The sequence below is a fragment of the Sphingomonas montanisoli genome, from assembly GCF_008274695.1.
Classification (GTDB): domain Bacteria; phylum Pseudomonadota; class Alphaproteobacteria; order Sphingomonadales; family Sphingomonadaceae; genus Rhizorhabdus; species Rhizorhabdus montanisoli.
Map to the genome: position 1 here is coordinate 942,980 of NZ_VTOU01000003.1, position 15,745 is coordinate 958,724.

Consider the following 15,745-nt stretch of genomic DNA (forward strand, 5'->3'; position numbering starts at 1 on the left):
GTATGACTGATAATGATTTCGATGACGAACTCCGCCTCGACCCCGGCTTCGCCGACCGTTTCGAGCACGATGCGAAAAAGCCCGCCTGCCAGCTTTATCTGATCTCCCCGCCGCGCATCGATGCGGACTTTGGTGACGCGCTTACCGCCGCGCTCGACGCGGGGCCCGTTGCGGCGTTCCAGCTTCGGCTCAAGGGGATTGATGAACATGCGATCGCCGATCTCGCACCGCCGCTCCAGGCGATCTGCGCGGACAAGGGCGTCGCGTTCATCGTGAATGATTCGATCGGGCTGGCGAAACGCCTGAATGCCGACGGCGTCCATCTGGGTCAGGACGATGGCGACGCGCGTGAGGCGCGGGATATCCTCGGCCCCAATGCGCAGATCGGCGTGACCTGCCACGACAGTCGCCACCTCGCGATGGAAGCAGGCGAGGCGGGTGCCGATTACGTCGCCTTCGGCGCGTTCTATCCGACCGAGACCAAGGAGACGAAGCACCAGCCTGAACTGTCGATCCTCGGCTGGTGGTCGACTTTGTTCGAAGTCCCTAGCGTCGCGATCGGCGGGATCACTCCGGAAAACGCCGCGCCGCTCATCGCGGCCGGCGCCGATTTCCTCGCGGTCAGTGGGGCGGTTTGGAACGATCCGGAGGGCCCGGCGGCCGCGGTAAAACGCTTCGCCGCCGTGCCGGGAATGGGATCCTAGAAGCCCATCCCGTAACGCAGCGCCAGGCCCGCATCGGGCGTGGTCGACGCAAAGTGGTCGGGCTGGCGGCGGACAAAGGCGTTGGCGTCGAGCCAGCCATTGCCCAGCGCCAGACCATAGCTTGCCTCGACATCGATCTCGCGACCCTTGGGCGTGAGGTTGAGGGTCGAGCGGCCGTAGCCGACCGATCCGCTCACATAGTCGTAGCTGGTCGGCAGGTTGAGTTTCAGCCCGCCCGATGCGACGCGCAGTGGCTGTGAGATGCGCAGGCCGAAGCGGCGCGTGGCACCGAAGTGACTCAGGTCGATCGCGAAGGCGTTGCTTGCGATGCGCCCGCCGCTCAGGGCGCCGGCGCGATCGGCCATGGTCCAGCCCTGGCGCGCGGCGATTGCCGCCTGCCAGCCCTGGCCCAGATCGTAATTGCCGCGCAGGTCGATCGTGGCGGTCGAGGCACCCCCGCCCCCGAACGCCGCACCGAAGCGGGCGCCGAGGACCGAGCGGTCCTCCCGCATCATCCCCACGCCCGCCGCCAGCGACAGCGCGCCGAAGCGACGATCGAGTCGGACGCTCGCCGCGGTGAAGTTGGCGACGTTGCGATTGCGCGCGATCCGTAGAGGGGCGGTCGACCCGCTCTCTCCCGCCAGCGTCAGGCCGGCGAAACCGAGATCGCGACGCAGCGCGAGAGACGGTCCTCGCACGTTCGCCATGCCGAAGGTCGAGGTTGCGTCGCGTGCGACGATGAACGGCAGTTCGGCGCGACCGTCAAGCATCGCCGACAGATGCGCCGCGCCTTCGCGGAAACCGAACAGAGCCTGCGAACGATCGCCGACACGCGCCAGGACACGCGCAGAGAGCATGCGGGCCGCCCGTGCCGAGTTCTGATCGAGGCCGAGCGCCCGCACGTCCGCCGGCGCGAAGTTACGATCGGCACCGACGTTGATCGACACCGAGATCGGGCCGGACGACAGCCCGGTCGAGCGCATTCCGCCGACCAGCGCATTGCCCAGCGGGCGGGCACCGGGGCTTGCCGCCAACGTGCGGCCGAGGTCGAGATCGTAAGCGCGGCCATAGCTGTCGAGGATCACGGCGCGAGCGCCGCTCGACGATCCGCCCTGTGCGGCATCGCCCATCGCGGGACCGGTCCTGCCATTGGCCGAGGTGGTCGACACCGGGACCGCGCCACCCGCCAGGCTCGACGAACCCTGCGGCTGGAAAGCCTTGGCGAGATTCAGGACACCGCGCCCGAAGACGGCATCGACGCCCGCGTCGCCCGCATCGGTGGCGGTGGCATAAAGCAGGTCGACGATCTGCCTTCCGGTCAGCGTCGGGAAAGCCTGTGCCAGCACCGCGACAGCGCCCGCAATCGTCGGCGCCGAATAGGAGGTGCCGGAATAATAAAAATCCTTGCCCTCCTGATTGAAGGCGCGGACGCCGTCGCCCAGTGCGGTCAGGTACACGGTGCCGAAGCTGCCCGCCTTGTTCGAAAAGCTGGAGATCGTGTTGTCGGTGCCGCGTGATCCGGCGATGATCACCATGCCGTTCATGCCGCTGGCCGCCGCCATCTGCGCGAAGGCATCGGGATCGGCCGCGCCTTCGTTGCCCGCGGAGATCACGACGACGATTCCCGCCTGCGCTGCCTGTCGCACCGCGGCGGTCAGCGTGCTGCTCGCCGCATAGCCGCCCAGCGAGATGTTGATGACGCGCGCGCCGTTGGTTCGCGCCAGATCGACGCCTTTCGCGATCGCCGAATCGGGGTGACTGCAGCCCTTCTCCGAAGCACAGCTGCCGACGCTGTCGGTGCGGGCGATCAGCAGGCTCGCGTCGAATGCGACGCCCATGATGTTGCTGCCGTTGCGCCCTGCCGCCGCGACGGCGGCGACCGAAGTGCCGTGCCCGCCCTCGTCGCCGATGCCACGACTGCCGACCATGTCGGCGCTGGCTGCATCGATTCGGCCGCTGAACTGGCCGAGCGTGTCGGTAAGGCCGCTGTCGACCACCGCGATCTTCACGCCCTTGCCAGTCGCGCCGTTCTGATAGGCGGTGATCGCGCCCGAAGAGGTTACCGCGTTGGAGCGGCGATATTCGGCGTCGTCATAGTTGATCGACGACTTCTGCGTCGCGGGCGTCGGGAGCGTGGTCGTCGACGTGTTCGTCGTGGTCGTGTTCGTCGTCGGGGCGGTCACCACGACGTTCGACGGGGTGGTCGAGTCGGTGGTTGTCGATCCGGTGCTGGTGCTCGTGGTCGGCGCGGGTGTCGAGCTGACACCACCACCTCCGCCGCACCCGGACAACAGAATCATCGGCAAGGTGGCCGCGCACAGGCGGACACCGAACTCATTACGCATACAACGCTCCGCGAACTGGAAATCGGGTGGAGCATCGCGCAATCGTTTAAAGATAGGCTTAACGCCGCCTTCACCATGATCGCTTGCGGCTTTGGCGAGCAACGCCTAGTCGGCTCGGCGCATGATCCCCGCGCTTTCCCACGTCGATTGCTGGATCTTCGATCTGGACAATACGCTCTATCCGGCGTCGGCCGATCTGTTCGGCCATATCGACGTGCGCATGGGCCTCTACATTCAGCGGCTGCTGGGGGTGGACCCGGAGGAAGCGCACCGGATCCAGAAGGGTCTGTTCCGCGATCACGGCACCACCCTGTCGGGGCTGATGACGACGCACGACATCGATCCACACGAATTCCTGGCCTTCGTCCACGATATCGAGATGGATTCACTCGCCGAGGATCGCCGGATCGTCGAAGGCATCGCCGAACTGCCCGGCCGCAAGCTGATCTTCACCAATGGCGATCGCGATTATGCGGGCCGGGTCCTGCAGAAGCTGGGCCTGTCGACCACCTTCGAGGCGATCCACGACATCCACGCCTGCGCTTATCAGCCCAAGCCCCATGCCGCGAGCTATGCCAGCATGGTCGACGCGCTGGGCGTGACGCCGCACAGCGCCCTGTTCGTCGACGATATGTCGCGCAACCTGAAGCCCGCCAAGGCGATCGGGCTGACGACGGTGTGGGTCAACAACGGCTCGGATCATGGCGATCATGGCCATGATCCCGACCATATCGATTTCGAGATCAACGACGTCGGCCAGTGGCTCGACGAGATTTTAGGGAAGATCAGATGAGCGGCCAAAATACTGAGTTGCAGGCGACGATCGAGCAGGCGTGGGAAGATCGCGATGGCATCGGTTTCGACACGAAGGGCGCCGTGCGCGATGCGGTCGAAGAGGCGCTGCTGGCGCTTGACGCGGGCACGATGCGCGTCGCCGAAAAGGGTGTGGACGGCTGGGTCGTCAATCAGTGGCTCAAGAAGGCGGTTCTTCTCTCCTTCCGTCTCAACGACATGGAATTGATCCCCGGCGCGCCGGGTGGCGCGAGCTGGTGGGACAAGGTGCCGTCGAAGTTTGCGGGCTGGGGCGAGGCCGAATATCGCGCCGCCGGCTTCCGCGCGGTTCCTGGATCGATCGTCCGCCGCGGCGCGCATATCGCCAAGGGCGCGGTGCTGATGCCCAGCTTCGTCAATCTCGGCGCGTTCGTGGGTGAAGGCACGATGGTAGACACCTGGACGACGGTGGGCAGCTGCGCGCAGATCGGCAACAACGTCCACCTGTCGGGCGGCGTCGGCATCGGTGGCGTGCTCGAGCCGCTTCAGGCGGGCCCGGTCGTGATCGAGGACAATTGCTTCATCGGTGCGCGTTCGGAAGTCGCCGAGGGCGTGATCGTCGAAGAGGGCGCGGTGCTGTCGATGGGCGTCTATCTGGGCGCCTCGACCAAGATCGTCGATCGTGCGTCGGGTGAGGTCTTCATCGGCCGCGTGCCGTCTTACTCGGTCGTTGTCCCCGGCACGCTGCCGGGCAAGGACGGCGGCCCGGGCCTCTATTGCGCGGTGATCGTGAAGCGCGTCGACGCGCAGACCCGCAGCAAGACGGGGATCAACGAGCTGCTGCGGGATTAAGGTGGGCTTAGCGCGCCAGCTGCGCCACCGCGGCGATCTGGCGCGCATCATAGCCGAATTCCTGCAGGCGCGCGGCCATGTCGGCGATGTCGGCGCGGGCGCGCACCTTGCACACGAAGCGGCGCAACGTTTCGAGGCGCGGATCAGCGAGCGGCATCTTCGGGGCGATCCCGGTCAGATTCTGGAACAGGCGGGCGAGCCAGCCCTGGCGCTCGTCGCCGCTGTTAGCCTCGCGCATCGCGAGCGACACGACCTTCCATTCGAGCGCCGAAAACAGGTTGGTGGTCCGCTTGCCGTCGATCGCCATGATCGGTCTCCGTTGAACTGTTAACCAGTGTAATGCCGATTCGCGGCTGAACGCGCTGTGACGCACACCACAATCTGCGGTTCATCTTCGACTTTCGGCTGCAACGGCATTAAGGGCGGCCGCATTCAGACAAGCAGGACCGAATCCATGAGCGACACGCCCCCCGACCATCTCTCGATCAACCCGGCGAGCCCGCATTATGACGGCGCGCTGCTGGAACGCGGCGTCGGCATCCGCTTCAAGGGCGTCGAAAAGACCAATGTCGAGGAATATTGCGTGTCCGAAGGCTGGATCCGTGTCGCGGTGGGCAACACCCGCGATCGCAAGGGCAATCCGCTGACGATCAAGCTCAGCGGCCCAGTGGAGCCCTATTTCCGCGACGACGCCGCGCCTGAGGCAAAGGACGAGGCGACCGACGCCGAATGACGCCGGTGCGGATCGCATCCGCCGGCGTGGCGGCGGAAATCGCGCCGCTCGGTGCCGAGCTGGTGCGGGTGACCGATGCCCACGGGCGCGACTGGCAATGGGGCGGCGATCCCGCCGTTTGGGCCGGCCGCGCGCCGATCCTCTTCCCGATCGTCGGCACGTTGCGCGACGATATGTTTCGCTGGAAGGGGCGGAGCTACAGCCTGCCCCGCCACGGCTTCGCACGCCGATCGACCTTTGAAATCATCGATCGGGCCGAGGATCGCGTCACCCTCCGGCTCGAATCGAGCGAGACGACCCTGGCCGTGTGGCCCTTCGCGTTCCAGCTCGACATGATCTACGCCGTCGCGGGCACGACGCTGACGATGACGGCGATCGTCCGCAATCCGTCGGCCGATCCGATCCCCGCGTCGTTCGGCTATCATCCAGCCTTGCTGTGGCCGCTGCCGGGCGACGCGACGCGGGACGCGCACGAGATCCGTTTCGACAAGCCGGAGCCCGCCGCGGTACGTCGCCTCGACGCTGACGGTCTGGTCGATCCGGAGCCGAGGCCGACGCCGATCGAGGGCGATCGACTGGCTTTGTCGGATTCGTTGTTCGCAGAAGATGCGCTGATCCTCGATCAGCCCGCATCCGATCGACTGGTCTATGGCGCGCCGGGGGGCGGCCGCGTCGCGGTCGGTTATGCGGGGATGCGACAGATCGCCTTCTGGCAGAAGCCCGGAGCGGGATATCTGTGCATCGAGCCGTGGCACGGCCTGTCCGATCCGGCGGATTTCGACGGCGACATCTTCGATAAGCCGGGCATGGCGATCATCGAGGGCGGGGGTGAAAAGAGCTTCACCATGACGATCGAGCTTATGGCCTGAAAAAGATCGGCCCGGCGTCTCCAGGGTCGAGACGTCGGGCCGCTACTTTCTTCCGTTCGGATGCATCGCCGAAACGCAACGGGGCGACGCAAACCGAAACGGGAAACAAACGCTTACGCAACTGCACTCTACGCCGTGCAACTCACTCGTCATCTAAGGCGGCATCCCCGCGCCCGAAGTGACGAGCATCACATGCCCGCCGATTCGACAAAAAATCGCCACCAGACCTGGTTAATCGTCGGTAACCACGATTCTGCTGATGCTTGACGCGCGGGGTGCACGGACCCACATTCCGGACATGGAAAAGCCCAAGCTCACCGAGGCCGAATGGCGCGAGCGCCTGTCGCCGATGCAATATCATGTGCTGCGCGAGGCAGGCACCGAACGTGCCTTCACTGGCGAATATTGGAATAACCACGACACGGGCGATTATGTCTGCGCCGGCTGCGGCGCGCCCTTGTTCGAAAGCGACGGCAAATATGATTCGGGCTGCGGCTGGCCCAGCTTCGTCGAGGCTGCGGTGGGCGAAAACGTCACCGAGCATCGCGACGTCAGCCACGGCATGGTGCGCACCGAGGTTCGCTGCGCCAATTGCGAAGGCCATCTCGGCCACGTCTTTCCCGATGGCCCGCGCGACCGTGGTGGGCTGCGCTACTGCATCAATTCGGCGTCGATCGACTTCAAGAAAGCCGAATGAGCCGTTCAGCCGCCTGCAAGCTGTCTTAGTCTAGCGATACGGTTCGGCGCGACGATGCTTGTGGCGCGCGGGCTAAGGCGATAGGGGCGCGTTCGGTGACATCTGGTGTCATTTCCTTGGCCGATCGGGTTCCTTCATGGGCTGGCTGAAGACCGCCGCCAAATATCTGCTTCTGCTGATGCTCGCCGGGTTGGGCGCGCTCGTGATCGCGGTGCTGATCGCGATGGCGTCGCTGCCGGGTTTCGATGAGCTGAAGTCGAGCCCCAACGGTCAGATGGTCCGCGTCCGCGCGGCCGATGGATCGGTGATCGTCTCGCTCGGGCCGAGCTATGGCGACTGGCTGGTCGGCGACCAGATCCCCGAATCGATGAAGACCGCGATCGTCGCGGTCGAGGATCGGCGCTTCTACATGCATCCGGGCATCGATCCGGTGGGCATCGCGCGCACGATCTGGGTTGCGAAACGCCTGCATGACGAAGGCCGCCGCCTGCAGGGCGCGTCGACGATAACCCAGCAGCTTGCCCGCAACCTGTTTCTCACCAACGCGTACAGCGCCGGCCGCAAGCTGCGTGAGGTGGTGCTGGCACTGGCGATGGAGCGCAAATTCTCCAAGGCGCAGATCCTCGAACTCTATCTGAACCGCGTTTACTTCGGCGGTGGGGCTTATGGCGTCGATGCCGCGAGCCGGAAATTCTTCGGTCATCCCGGCAGCAAGATGAGCATGGGCGAGGCGGCGATCGTCGCGGGTCTCGTCAAGGCGCCGTCCAATTACTCGCCCACCGCCGATCGCGATGCCGCCGTCGGCCGCGCCAAGGTGGTGCTGGAGGTGATGCAGGACACCGGCGCGATCACTGCGTCGCAGGCCGAAGCCGCCGATCCCGAAAAGGTCCGCCTTGCGCCTGAGACCGATCAGAATGCGGTCCGCTACTTCACCGACTGGGCGCTCGCGCAGCTCGACGATCTGGTCGACGAACGGACCCAGCCGATCGACGTATGGACCACGATCGATCCCGCGATGCAGGTCGCCGCCGACAAGGCGATCCGCGCCGATACGCCCGAAGGTGCGCAGGGCGCGCTGATCGCGCTCGATCGCGACGGTGCGGTGCGCGCGATGGTGGGTGGGCGCGATTATGTCTCGTCGATCTACAACCGCGCGACATCGGCGGTGCGCCAGCCGGGCTCGGCGTTCAAACTGTTCGTCTATCTGACCGCGATGGAAGCGGGGATGAAACCCGATACGCCGGTGGTCGACGAGCCGGTGACGATCGACGGCTGGAGCCCGCGCAATTCCAACCGCGAATATGCCGGGCCGATCGACATCCGCACCGCCTTCGCCTTCTCGATCAACACGGTCGCGGCGAAACTGGGGTCCGAAGTCGGTTTTTCCGCGATAGCCGACATGGCGCATCGCTTCGGTATCGGGACAGAGATCAACACGCATCCCTCGATGGTGCTGGGCACGTCCGACGTCCGCCTGATCGACATGACCCGCGCCTTCGCCGCCGTCGCGCGCAAGGGCGTGGCCGTCACGCCCTATGGCATCGTCAAGGTGACGACGGCCAAGGGCGACATGCTGTACGAGCATAAGTCCGACGACAATCGCGTCCTCGTCGCCCCCTGGGTCGCGGCCGAAGTGACCGATCTGCTCCAGACTGCGGTCAACACCGGTACCGCTCGCGCCGCGCAGATCGGCCGGCCGGTCGCGGGCAAGACGGGCACGACCTCGTCGAACAAGGACGGCTGGTTCCTCGGCTTCTCCAGCGGGATCACCACAGGTGTCTGGATGGGCCGCGACGATGCAAAGCCGATCCCCGGCCTGCAGGGCGGCCGTGCGCCCGCGCGCGCCTTCGCCGATTTCATGCGCGTCGCGGTCGCCAAGCGACCGGTTGAGCAATTCGAAACGCAGGTGACTTTGCCCGAATGGCAGCTTGAGCCCGACGAGGAAGCCTATTTCGGCGAACCCGACGAGGGGCTCGCTCCGAACCCCGATTCGGTGATGGACCAGGCGCTCGACGCCGCCGGGGTGCCTGAGGATCAGCAGGATCCGCCATCCCAGCAGGCGCCCGCGCCGGCTGCACCGCAGGCGCGCCAGCCGCGCACCGAACTCGACGGCCAGTTTCTCGACGGGGTCGTCGGGCGCGGCGGTGAGCGCCCGGCGCAGCGTCAGGGATCGCGCCCCAACCAGTGAAGCGACGCGCCGTTGGCGCGCAGCCAGGCGCGCTCGGGCGCCGGATCGCGGCCCAGCAGCCGGATGACCGCTGCGTGGAAGGCGGGGCTGTGATCCATGTGCAGCCGATGTGCCACTTCATGCGCCACGGTCGCCTCCAGCACCGCGTAGGGCGCCAGGATCAGCCGCCAGCTGTAGCGTATGTCCCCGCGTGCCGAACAACTGCCCCAGCGCGAGCGCGGATCGCCCACCGCGACTTTGGTGACGGTGATATCCGCCAGCGCGGCGAATCGATCGGTTTCGGCCTGTAGCCGCGTCAGCGCTTCGCGCTTCAGCCAGCGGACGAGGCGGCTGGCGAGCATATCCTCCGGCCCCGCGACGAGGAGCCTATCGCCATCGCGTTTGACGCCGCGACCGCTGACGAGCGTCACGGTCAGCGTCTCGCCCGCGACGTCGATCGCCATTCCGTCGGTCAGGCTGCGGGTCGGCGGCAGAGCATCGAGGGCGTTCTCGATCCAGTCGCGCTTCGCCTCGGCCCAGCGTAGCGCCTCGCGCATCGATCCGCGTTTCGGCAGTACCAGCCGCACGCCTCCGTCGCGCGGATCGACCGATAGCCGCATCCGCCGTGCCAGCGGGGAGCGCAGGATCTGCAGCGCCCGCGTCCGCCCACCGCCGTGAAAGACGAGGTCAGAGCTCACGATCGATGAGATGATGTTCGAGATCGTCGCCCACATCGGTTTCGGATACCGTCCATCCGCGCACGGACACCTTCGCGGTGTGGACCGCCTCGCGATCGCCGCACACCAGATAGTGCCAGTCGGCAAGCGGCTTGCCCTCGTCGATCAGGCGATAGGCGCAGGTGGTCGGCAGCCAGTCGATCTGACGCAGTTTGCGCGGGGTCAGCCGCACGCATTCGGGGACGAAGGCGTGTCGATTGCGGTAATTGCCGCACTGGCCGCTGCGCCGATCGAGCAGCTTGCAGGCGACGTTGGTCGCCATCAGTTCGCCCGTCTCCTCGTCCTCCAGCTTGTGCAGGCAGCATTTGCCGCATCCGTCGCACAGCGATTCCCATTCAGCCCGGCTCATCTCGTCGAGCTGCTTGGTCTCCCAGAAGGGCCTTTCGTCGGTCACTTCACCCAGCGTTTCATCTCCGCCGCCATTTCGGCGGGCGACTTGTCCTGCGGGATCAGCGCCAGCGGCGCACCGTTCGGATCGAACAGCACCATCTGGGTCGAATGATTCATCAGATAATTGGGGTTGCCGTCCTTGGTCGGCACCTTGGCGTGGAACACCGCATATTCCTTTGCCACCGCATCGATCTCGGCCTGCGTGCCGGTCAGCCCGATCAGGCGGGGGTGGAAGGCGGGGACATAGGCTTTGAGTATGGCGGGCGTATCGCGCGCCGGATCGATGCTGATGAAGATCGGCTGGATCTTCTCCGCGGCCGCCGCATCGTCCTTTTCCAGCGCGCGCATCCCCTGTCCCAGCTTCTGCAGATCGGTGGGGCAGATGTCGGGGCAGAAGGTGTAGCCGAAATAGACGAGCCGATATTTGCCGGCGAAATCCTTGTCGCTCACGCGCTTGCCGTCCTGATCGGTCAGCGTGAAAGGCCCGCCGATCCTGGCGCCGGCGAGCGGGGGCGTCTCATTGCCTCCTCCGCAGCCAATGGGGCCGGCAAGGGCCAGTGCGATGGCCAGTGCTACGGGTGCGAAACGGTTGCGATACGGATTGTTCATGGCGGCGCCAGCCATGCTTTGCTATGCGCGCCCTTTCAAGAGCGACGAGCCCCAGGGACCAGACAGTCAGATGAAATATACGGCATCGAAGGCGGCGCGGATGATCGGACGGGCGGCGATTGTCGCGACGGCGACCCTGATGGCCGCCGGCCCGGCGATGGCGCAATTCTCCGACAGCTACAATTTCCTGAAGGGTGTCCGCGATGCCGACGGCGCCGTCGTCACCAAGGCGCTCGACAAGAGCGCCAACGGCATCGTCAACACCCGCGATTATACCAATGGCGAAACCGCGCTCCACATCACGGTGAAGCGCCGCGACATGACGTGGACGACCTTCATGCTCGCCAAGGGCGCGAACCCGAATGTGAAGGACCAGCAGGGCGAAACGCCTTTGATGGCCGCCACCCGAGTCGGCTTCATCGAAGGCGCGAACCTGTTGATAGAGCGTGGCGCGCAGGTCGATCTGCCCAACGGCAATGGCGAAACCCCTCTGATCGTCGCCACGCAGGCGCGCAACGTGCCGATGGTGCGCATCCTGCTCACCGCCGGCGCCGATCCCAAGAAGGGCGATCGCATCGCGGGCAAGTCGGCGCTCGATTATGCCACCAGCGATCCGCGCTCGGTCGCCGTGCTCAAGGTGCTGCAGGAAGCGCCTGCCGCCGCCAAGCCCAAGCCGAAGATTGCCGGCCCGGGCCTCTAACGCGCGGCTTTGCGCCGGCTCAGTGCCGCGATGCATGAGGCGCGGTCGATATCGTCGCCAGCCGGCGACCGTGCGTCGATGTGGGTGACGAGGGGCTCGCGTCCCGCCGCAGGCGGATAGAGATAGGCATCGAGCACGCATACCCCGCTCGCATATTGCAGCTTGCGCGCGGGCGGCTCGCGCATGTCCTGGTCGGGATTGCCGAACAGGGCGATCAGCGCACGGGCATCATGCCCCATCACGCGATCCAGCCCCATGTCGACACGGACCGGCGGCGGCGTGGCGTTGACGACGGGGATGGTTTCGCCGCACGCGGCGAGCATCAGAGTGAGGGCGATGAGGGGGATCGAGCGCTTCATGTCGCCTGACAGCATCTTTCCGACGAGAATCGCAACCCTCGATGCGGTCGACTGCTTTGCCGGGACGCCGCAATCGGCTAGCGGCAGGCGATGACCGCGCCCCAGTTCGATATCGTCGCGATCGGCAATGCGCTGGTCGACGTGCTCAGCCACCAGGAAGACGAGTTCGTCGTCGTGCGCGGCATCACCAAGGGGCTGATGGCCCCCATCGCCCCGCAGCGCGCGGTCGTCCTCCACCGCGAGATGGGGATTTGCGAGGAGGTGAGCGGGGGATCGGCCGCCAACACGCTGGCGGCGCTTGCCGGCGCAGGTGCGCGGTGCGCGTTCGTGGGGCAGGTGGGCGATGATCGGCTGGGCACCTTGTTCGCCGACGATCTCCATCGCCATCACATTGCGTTTGACGTGGCACCCTTGCCCGAGGTGCCGACCGGCCGATGCCTGATCATCGTCCATCCGGATGGGCACCGGACGATGAACACCGCTATCGGAGCGTCCGAATATCTGCCGCCCGCCTCGCTCGATCCCGCGCTGATCGCGAGCAGCGGCATACTCTACGTCGAAGGCTATATGTTCCGGACGGAACAGCCGCGCGCCCGCGCGATCGAGGCGATCGGGTTCGCGCGCGAGGCTGGGCGCAAGGTGGCGTTTACCCTGTCGTCGGAATTCTGCATTTCGGAACATGGCGACGAATTCCGCGGGCTGATCGCGGATGGACTGATCGACATTCTCTTCGCCAATGATGGTGAGCTGTGTGCGATCACCGGCATCGCCGATTTCGATGCGGCGCTGGCGCATCTGGCGACTCAGGTGCCGCTGCTGATCGTCACGTGCGGCCCTGAAGGCGCGGTCGGTGTGGCGGGTGGCAAGCGCTTCGATGTGCCTGCCGAGCCTGCCGGACCAGTAGTCGACACGACGGGTGCAGGCGATGCCTTTGCGGCCGGCGTATTTGCCGGTCTGGTGCGGGGCGAGCCGCTGCCCGTCGCCCTGCGGATGGGATCGGTCGTCGCGGGCGAAATCATCACCCGCATCGGCCCGCGCTTCCGCGAGGGCGAGGACGTCGCCGCCCTGATCTCGGAGCGGATGGGGCGCTGACCCCACCCGCTCGCGACGATCAGTTTACCGGCGGAACCGGCGGCGGCGGGATGTCCGCGTCGGTCTCATGCGTATCGATCACGCCGCGGCCCACATGGCTGCGCGATCGGCTGTAGCCGAAATAAACCAGCAGGCCGATCGCCGCCCAGATCACGAAGAGGATGATGCTCTTATGATCGAGGCTGGCGAACAGATAGACGCAGCCCAGGATCGAGAGCGGCGCGGTGATGTTGATCAGCGGCGTACGGAACGGGCGATGACGGCTCGGATCGGTCCGGCGCAGCACCATCACCGCGATCGAAACCGCCGCGAAGGCGAACAAGGTGCCCGAATTGGAGATGTTGGCGAGCTGCCCCACCGGGAAGAACGCCGAGAACAGGACCACGAACACACCGGTGATGATCGTGATCACATGCGGCGTGTGGAAGGTCGGGTGGATCTTCGAAAAGGCACGCGGCAGCAGGCCGTCGCGGCTCATCACGAAGAAGATGCGGGTCTGACCGAACATCATCATCAGGATGACCGAAGGCAGTGCCAGCCCGGCGGCGAGTCCGAGCAGGTTGCCGATCTGCGGCCAGCCGATTTCGCGTAGCGTGAAGGCCAGCGCCTCCTTCGAACAGACAACGTCCTTGAAGCCTTCGGTGGCGCGGACGGCGCATTGCTGCGCCAGTTCGCGGCTGCCCGGTTCGAGGATCGCGCCTGCGGCTCCGACCACCGGCTGGGTGCTCAGACCCGGGGCACCGATTACGCCCGCTGCGACGAGGATGTAGAAGATCGTGCAGATGCCCAGCGAACCGATCAGGCCGATCGGCATGTTGCGCTGCGGGTTCTTGGTTTCCTCGGCCGCGGTCGAAACCGCGTCGAAGCCGACATAAGCGAAGAAGATCGATGCCGCCGCCATGGAGATGCCGACGAAGCCGGTCGGTGCGAACGGCGAGAATTGCGGCGTGTTCATCACCGGCACGGCCAGCGCGATGAACAGGGTGAGTGCCGCGACCTTGATCGCCACCAGCACGGCGTTGACGGTCGCGCTTTCCTTGGTGCCGATGACGAGCAGCCAGGTGACGAGCGAGGCGATCGCCATCGCGGGCAAGTTGATCAGCCCGCCGTCGAACGGCCCGAGCACAAGCGTGTCGGGAATATCGATCCCGAAACTATGTTCGATCAGGCCGACCACATAGCCCGACCAGCCGACCGACACCGCGCCGGCGGCCACCGCATATTCGAGGATCAGTGCCCAGCCGACCAGCCACGCGATCAGCTCGCCCATCACGGCGTAGCTGTAGGTGTATGCGGAGCCGGAAACCGGCACCATCGACGCCATTTCGGCATAACAGAGTGCGGCGAAGGCGCAGACCACGCCGGCGATGATGAACGACACCATCATGCCCGGCCCGGCTTTCTGCGCGGCCTCGGCCGTGAGCACGAAGATGCCGGTGCCGATGACAGCGCCGATGCCCAGCATCGTCAGCTGGAAGGCGCCAAGAGAACGGTGGAGTGATTTTTTCGCCGCTGTGGCGAGGATGGCATCGAGAGGCTTTACGCGCCCGAAAATCATGCGGATTTCCCCAGTCGCCGGCGTCCCTAAGCGCCGACGGTCATGGGGTGGGGAGCCTAGCCGTCTTTTCGTGACGCGCAATAGCGCGCGGCGGCAGGAAACGCCGAGACGTTCAGACCCCCGGAATCATCTCGCGGAACTGGCGCCCGCCGAAGATGTGGACATGAAGGTGCGGAACCTCCTGATGGCCGTGGCCGCCGATGTTGGCGAGCAGGCGGTATCCGGGCTCGACCAGACCCGCCTCGCGGGCGACATGCCCCACCGCGCGGATGAAGCCGGCAAGCTCGACATCGCCCGCCTTCGTGCTGAAATCATCCCACGAGACATACGGCCCCTTGGGAATCACCAGGATATGGACGGGCGCCTGCGGATTGATGTCATGGAAGGCGAGGGCGAAATCGTCCTCATAGACTTTCTTGCACGGTAGCTCGCCGCGCAGGATTCTCGCGAAGACGTTGCCGTCGTCATAAGGCTGGGTCGCGTCGATCGGCATGTCTCTCTCCGGTCAGTCTCTCGGTCGCGCTGCTTTTTCGGCGATGCCCGAGACGCCCTCGCGTCGATCAAGCTCGGCCATCACGTCGGCGATCGGAACGCCCGACGCACCGAGCAGGACCATCAGGTGGAACAGCAGGTCGGCGGCCTCGCCGGTCAGTTCGGCCGCGTCGCCGCGCATCGCCGCGATCACCGTTTCGACAGCTTCTTCGCCCAATTTCTGCGCGATCTTGGCCATGCCCTTGGCGTTGAGCCGGGCGACATAAGAGGAGTCGGGATCCGCGCCGCGGCGGGCGGCGATGGTCGATTCGAGCCGGTCGAGGGTCGCGGTCATGCGCCCCCCAAAGCGCATGAAGCGGTTTCGGTCAATCCGGCGTGATCAATCGAGGGTTACTTGCTGCCCTTGCGACGGCTGGCGATCGCGAAGCGGCCGATGATCAGGCCGGCGGTGCCGATCATGAGCATCACGATCGCGCTCGGCTCGGCCAACATGTCGCCAACCGAGTGTTTGGGGGCGGCCAGCGTGGCCCATGCCGGGGCTGCCAGCGCGTTGACATAAGCGATCAACATCAGTCGCGCCGTGATCTTTTCGAGAACCATCGTCTTCCCCCAATTCTATCTGCAAACGTTAACGCAAACGTCATGCCAGAGTGAGGAAAGCGCCGATTTC

Annotated in this window: 19 protein-coding genes; 9 read left to right on the plus strand and 10 right to left on the minus strand. The window is 65.7% G+C overall.

Annotated features, from left to right (window positions below; genetic code table 11):
• Positions 1-2: 2 nt before the first annotated feature.
• A complete protein-coding gene (gene thiE / locus FYJ91_RS15820; RefSeq protein ID WP_149523204.1) occupies positions 3-704 on the plus strand; it encodes a thiamine phosphate synthase in 702 nt (233 codons plus the stop codon).
• Here thiE and FYJ91_RS15825 read toward each other — a convergent pair.
• Entirely contained in the window at positions 701-3,049 is a 2,349-nt protein-coding gene (locus FYJ91_RS15825) for a S8 family peptidase (protein WP_149523205.1), read from the minus strand. The two genes, thiE and FYJ91_RS15825, sit on opposite strands and share 4 nt — an antisense overlap.
• A gap of 121 nt (positions 3,050-3,170) precedes the next feature.
• Here FYJ91_RS15825 and FYJ91_RS15830 point away from each other — a divergent pair, with 121 nt between their 5' ends.
• Together FYJ91_RS15830 and dapD are read left to right on the plus strand one after the other, a co-directional pair.
• Positions 3,171-3,842 carry a pyrimidine 5'-nucleotidase gene (locus FYJ91_RS15830; RefSeq protein ID WP_149523206.1) on the plus strand — a complete coding sequence of 224 codons (672 nt, stop codon included), beginning with the start codon at positions 3,171-3,173 and terminating at the stop codon, positions 3,840-3,842.
• Positions 3,839-4,672, plus strand: a complete 834-nt coding sequence (dapD, locus tag FYJ91_RS15835) for a 2,3,4,5-tetrahydropyridine-2,6-dicarboxylate N-succinyltransferase (RefSeq protein WP_149523207.1) — start codon at positions 3,839-3,841, stop codon at positions 4,670-4,672. The genes FYJ91_RS15830 and dapD overlap by 4 nt, the downstream gene beginning before the upstream one ends.
• Positions 4,673-4,679: 7 nt before the next feature.
• Here dapD and FYJ91_RS15840 read toward each other — a convergent pair whose 3' ends face one another.
• Positions 4,680-4,979 (minus strand): hypothetical protein, encoded by a 300-nt coding sequence (locus FYJ91_RS15840; protein ID WP_149523208.1) that lies wholly within the window; start codon positions 4,977-4,979, stop codon positions 4,680-4,682.
• Positions 4,980-5,126: 147 nt separating this feature from the next.
• On the opposite strand from FYJ91_RS15840, the gene FYJ91_RS15845 reads away from it, so the two are divergent.
• From FYJ91_RS15845 to FYJ91_RS15860, 4 genes are all read left to right on the plus strand, one after another.
• Positions 5,127-5,405: a DUF3297 family protein gene (locus FYJ91_RS15845; RefSeq protein WP_149523209.1), complete on the plus strand. Its 279-nt coding sequence runs from the start codon at positions 5,127-5,129 to the stop codon at positions 5,403-5,405.
• A complete protein-coding gene (locus tag FYJ91_RS15850) occupies positions 5,402-6,274 on the plus strand; it encodes an aldose 1-epimerase family protein (RefSeq protein WP_149523210.1) in 873 nt (290 codons plus the stop codon). The genes FYJ91_RS15845 and FYJ91_RS15850 overlap by 4 nt, the downstream gene beginning before the upstream one ends.
• 259 nt (positions 6,275-6,533) lie before the next feature.
• On the plus strand, positions 6,534-6,971 hold the full coding sequence (gene msrB, locus FYJ91_RS15855; protein WP_149523211.1) for a peptide-methionine (R)-S-oxide reductase MsrB: 438 nt from the start codon (positions 6,534-6,536) through the stop codon (positions 6,969-6,971).
• Between the two features lie 136 nt (positions 6,972-7,107).
• Positions 7,108-9,159 carry a transglycosylase domain-containing protein gene (locus tag FYJ91_RS15860; protein WP_149523212.1) on the plus strand — a complete coding sequence of 684 codons (2,052 nt, stop codon included), beginning with the start codon at positions 7,108-7,110 and terminating at the stop codon, positions 9,157-9,159.
• Here FYJ91_RS15860 and FYJ91_RS15865 read toward each other — a convergent pair.
• Genes FYJ91_RS15865 through FYJ91_RS15875 form a run of 3 tightly spaced genes read right to left on the minus strand, consistent with a single transcriptional unit; the run spans position 9,135 to position 10,874 of the window.
• Positions 9,135-9,836, minus strand: coding sequence for a M48 family metallopeptidase (locus FYJ91_RS15865; RefSeq protein WP_246152657.1), 702 nt, complete (start codon positions 9,834-9,836; stop codon positions 9,135-9,137). The two genes, FYJ91_RS15860 and FYJ91_RS15865, sit on opposite strands and share 25 nt — an antisense overlap.
• A complete protein-coding gene (locus FYJ91_RS15870; RefSeq protein ID WP_246152681.1) occupies positions 9,826-10,224 on the minus strand; it encodes a YcgN family cysteine cluster protein in 399 nt (132 codons plus the stop codon). Before FYJ91_RS15870 ends, FYJ91_RS15865 begins: the two co-directional genes overlap by 11 nt.
• Positions 10,225-10,265: 41 nt before the next feature.
• Positions 10,266-10,874: an SCO family protein gene (locus tag FYJ91_RS15875; protein ID WP_246152658.1), complete on the minus strand. Its 609-nt coding sequence runs from the start codon at positions 10,872-10,874 to the stop codon at positions 10,266-10,268.
• Here FYJ91_RS15875 and FYJ91_RS15880 point away from each other — a divergent pair.
• Positions 10,873-11,574 (plus strand): ankyrin repeat domain-containing protein, encoded by a 702-nt coding sequence (locus FYJ91_RS15880; RefSeq protein WP_342788021.1) that lies wholly within the window; start codon positions 10,873-10,875, stop codon positions 11,572-11,574. The genes FYJ91_RS15875 and FYJ91_RS15880 overlap by 2 nt on opposite strands.
• Here FYJ91_RS15880 and FYJ91_RS15885 read toward each other — a convergent pair.
• Positions 11,571-11,933: a hypothetical protein gene (locus FYJ91_RS15885; RefSeq protein ID WP_149523215.1), complete on the minus strand. Its 363-nt coding sequence runs from the start codon at positions 11,931-11,933 to the stop codon at positions 11,571-11,573. The genes FYJ91_RS15880 and FYJ91_RS15885 overlap by 4 nt on opposite strands.
• A 90-nt stretch (positions 11,934-12,023) precedes the next feature.
• On the opposite strand from FYJ91_RS15885, the gene FYJ91_RS15890 reads away from it, so the two are divergent.
• A complete protein-coding gene (locus FYJ91_RS15890; protein WP_149523216.1) occupies positions 12,024-13,025 on the plus strand; it encodes an adenosine kinase in 1,002 nt (333 codons plus the stop codon).
• 19 nt (positions 13,026-13,044) lie between these two features.
• On the opposite strand, the gene FYJ91_RS15895 is transcribed toward FYJ91_RS15890, so the two are convergent.
• The 4 genes from FYJ91_RS15895 to FYJ91_RS15910 all read right to left on the minus strand — a co-directional run bounded on the left by FYJ91_RS15895 (position 13,045) and on the right by FYJ91_RS15910 (position 15,675).
• Complete coding sequence (locus FYJ91_RS15895) at positions 13,045-14,583, minus strand: amino acid permease (RefSeq protein WP_149523217.1); 1,539 nt, start codon at positions 14,581-14,583, stop codon at positions 13,045-13,047.
• 112 nt (positions 14,584-14,695) lie between these two features.
• Positions 14,696-15,076, minus strand: coding sequence for a histidine triad nucleotide-binding protein (locus tag FYJ91_RS15900; protein ID WP_149523218.1), 381 nt, complete (start codon positions 15,074-15,076; stop codon positions 14,696-14,698).
• A gap of 12 nt (positions 15,077-15,088) precedes the next feature.
• On the minus strand, positions 15,089-15,409 hold the full coding sequence (locus FYJ91_RS15905) for a phosphoribosyl-ATP diphosphatase (RefSeq protein ID WP_149523219.1): 321 nt from the start codon (positions 15,407-15,409) through the stop codon (positions 15,089-15,091).
• Positions 15,410-15,465: 56 nt separating this feature from the next.
• The gene (locus FYJ91_RS15910; RefSeq protein WP_149523220.1) at positions 15,466-15,675 is read right to left on the minus strand and encodes a hypothetical protein; all 210 of its coding nucleotides are present in this window, start codon (positions 15,673-15,675) and stop codon (positions 15,466-15,468) included.
• Positions 15,676-15,745: the final 70 nt, after the last annotated feature.

Coding starts and splice junctions, on each gene's coding strand:
- thiE (WP_149523204.1), top strand. CDS start 3: ATGACTGATAATGATTTCGATGACGAACTCCGCCTCGACCCCGGCTTC.
- FYJ91_RS15825 (WP_149523205.1), bottom strand. CDS start 3,049: ATGCGTAATGAGTTCGGTGTCCGCCTGTGCGCGGCCACCTTGCCGATG.
- FYJ91_RS15830 (WP_149523206.1), top strand. CDS start 3,171: ATGATCCCCGCGCTTTCCCACGTCGATTGCTGGATCTTCGATCTGGAC.
- dapD (WP_149523207.1), top strand. CDS start 3,839: ATGAGCGGCCAAAATACTGAGTTGCAGGCGACGATCGAGCAGGCGTGG.
- FYJ91_RS15840 (WP_149523208.1), bottom strand. CDS start 4,979: ATGGCGATCGACGGCAAGCGGACCACCAACCTGTTTTCGGCGCTCGAA.
- FYJ91_RS15845 (WP_149523209.1), top strand. CDS start 5,127: ATGAGCGACACGCCCCCCGACCATCTCTCGATCAACCCGGCGAGCCCG.
- FYJ91_RS15850 (WP_149523210.1), top strand. CDS start 5,402: ATGACGCCGGTGCGGATCGCATCCGCCGGCGTGGCGGCGGAAATCGCG.
- msrB (WP_149523211.1), top strand. CDS start 6,534: ATGCTTGACGCGCGGGGTGCACGGACCCACATTCCGGACATGGAAAAG.
- FYJ91_RS15860 (WP_149523212.1), top strand. CDS start 7,108: ATGGGCTGGCTGAAGACCGCCGCCAAATATCTGCTTCTGCTGATGCTC.
- FYJ91_RS15870 (WP_246152681.1), bottom strand. CDS start 10,224: ATGAGCCGGGCTGAATGGGAATCGCTGTGCGACGGATGCGGCAAATGC.
- FYJ91_RS15880 (WP_342788021.1), top strand. CDS start 10,873: ATGGCGGCGCCAGCCATGCTTTGCTATGCGCGCCCTTTCAAGAGCGAC.
- FYJ91_RS15875 (WP_246152658.1), bottom strand. CDS start 10,874: ATGAACAATCCGTATCGCAACCGTTTCGCACCCGTAGCACTGGCCATC.
- FYJ91_RS15885 (WP_149523215.1), bottom strand. CDS start 11,933: ATGAAGCGCTCGATCCCCCTCATCGCCCTCACTCTGATGCTCGCCGCG.
- FYJ91_RS15890 (WP_149523216.1), top strand. CDS start 12,024: ATGACCGCGCCCCAGTTCGATATCGTCGCGATCGGCAATGCGCTGGTC.
- FYJ91_RS15895 (WP_149523217.1), bottom strand. CDS start 14,583: ATGATTTTCGGGCGCGTAAAGCCTCTCGATGCCATCCTCGCCACAGCG.
- FYJ91_RS15900 (WP_149523218.1), bottom strand. CDS start 15,076: ATGCCGATCGACGCGACCCAGCCTTATGACGACGGCAACGTCTTCGCG.
- FYJ91_RS15905 (WP_149523219.1), bottom strand. CDS start 15,409: ATGACCGCGACCCTCGACCGGCTCGAATCGACCATCGCCGCCCGCCGC.
- FYJ91_RS15910 (WP_149523220.1), bottom strand. CDS start 15,675: ATGGTTCTCGAAAAGATCACGGCGCGACTGATGTTGATCGCTTATGTC.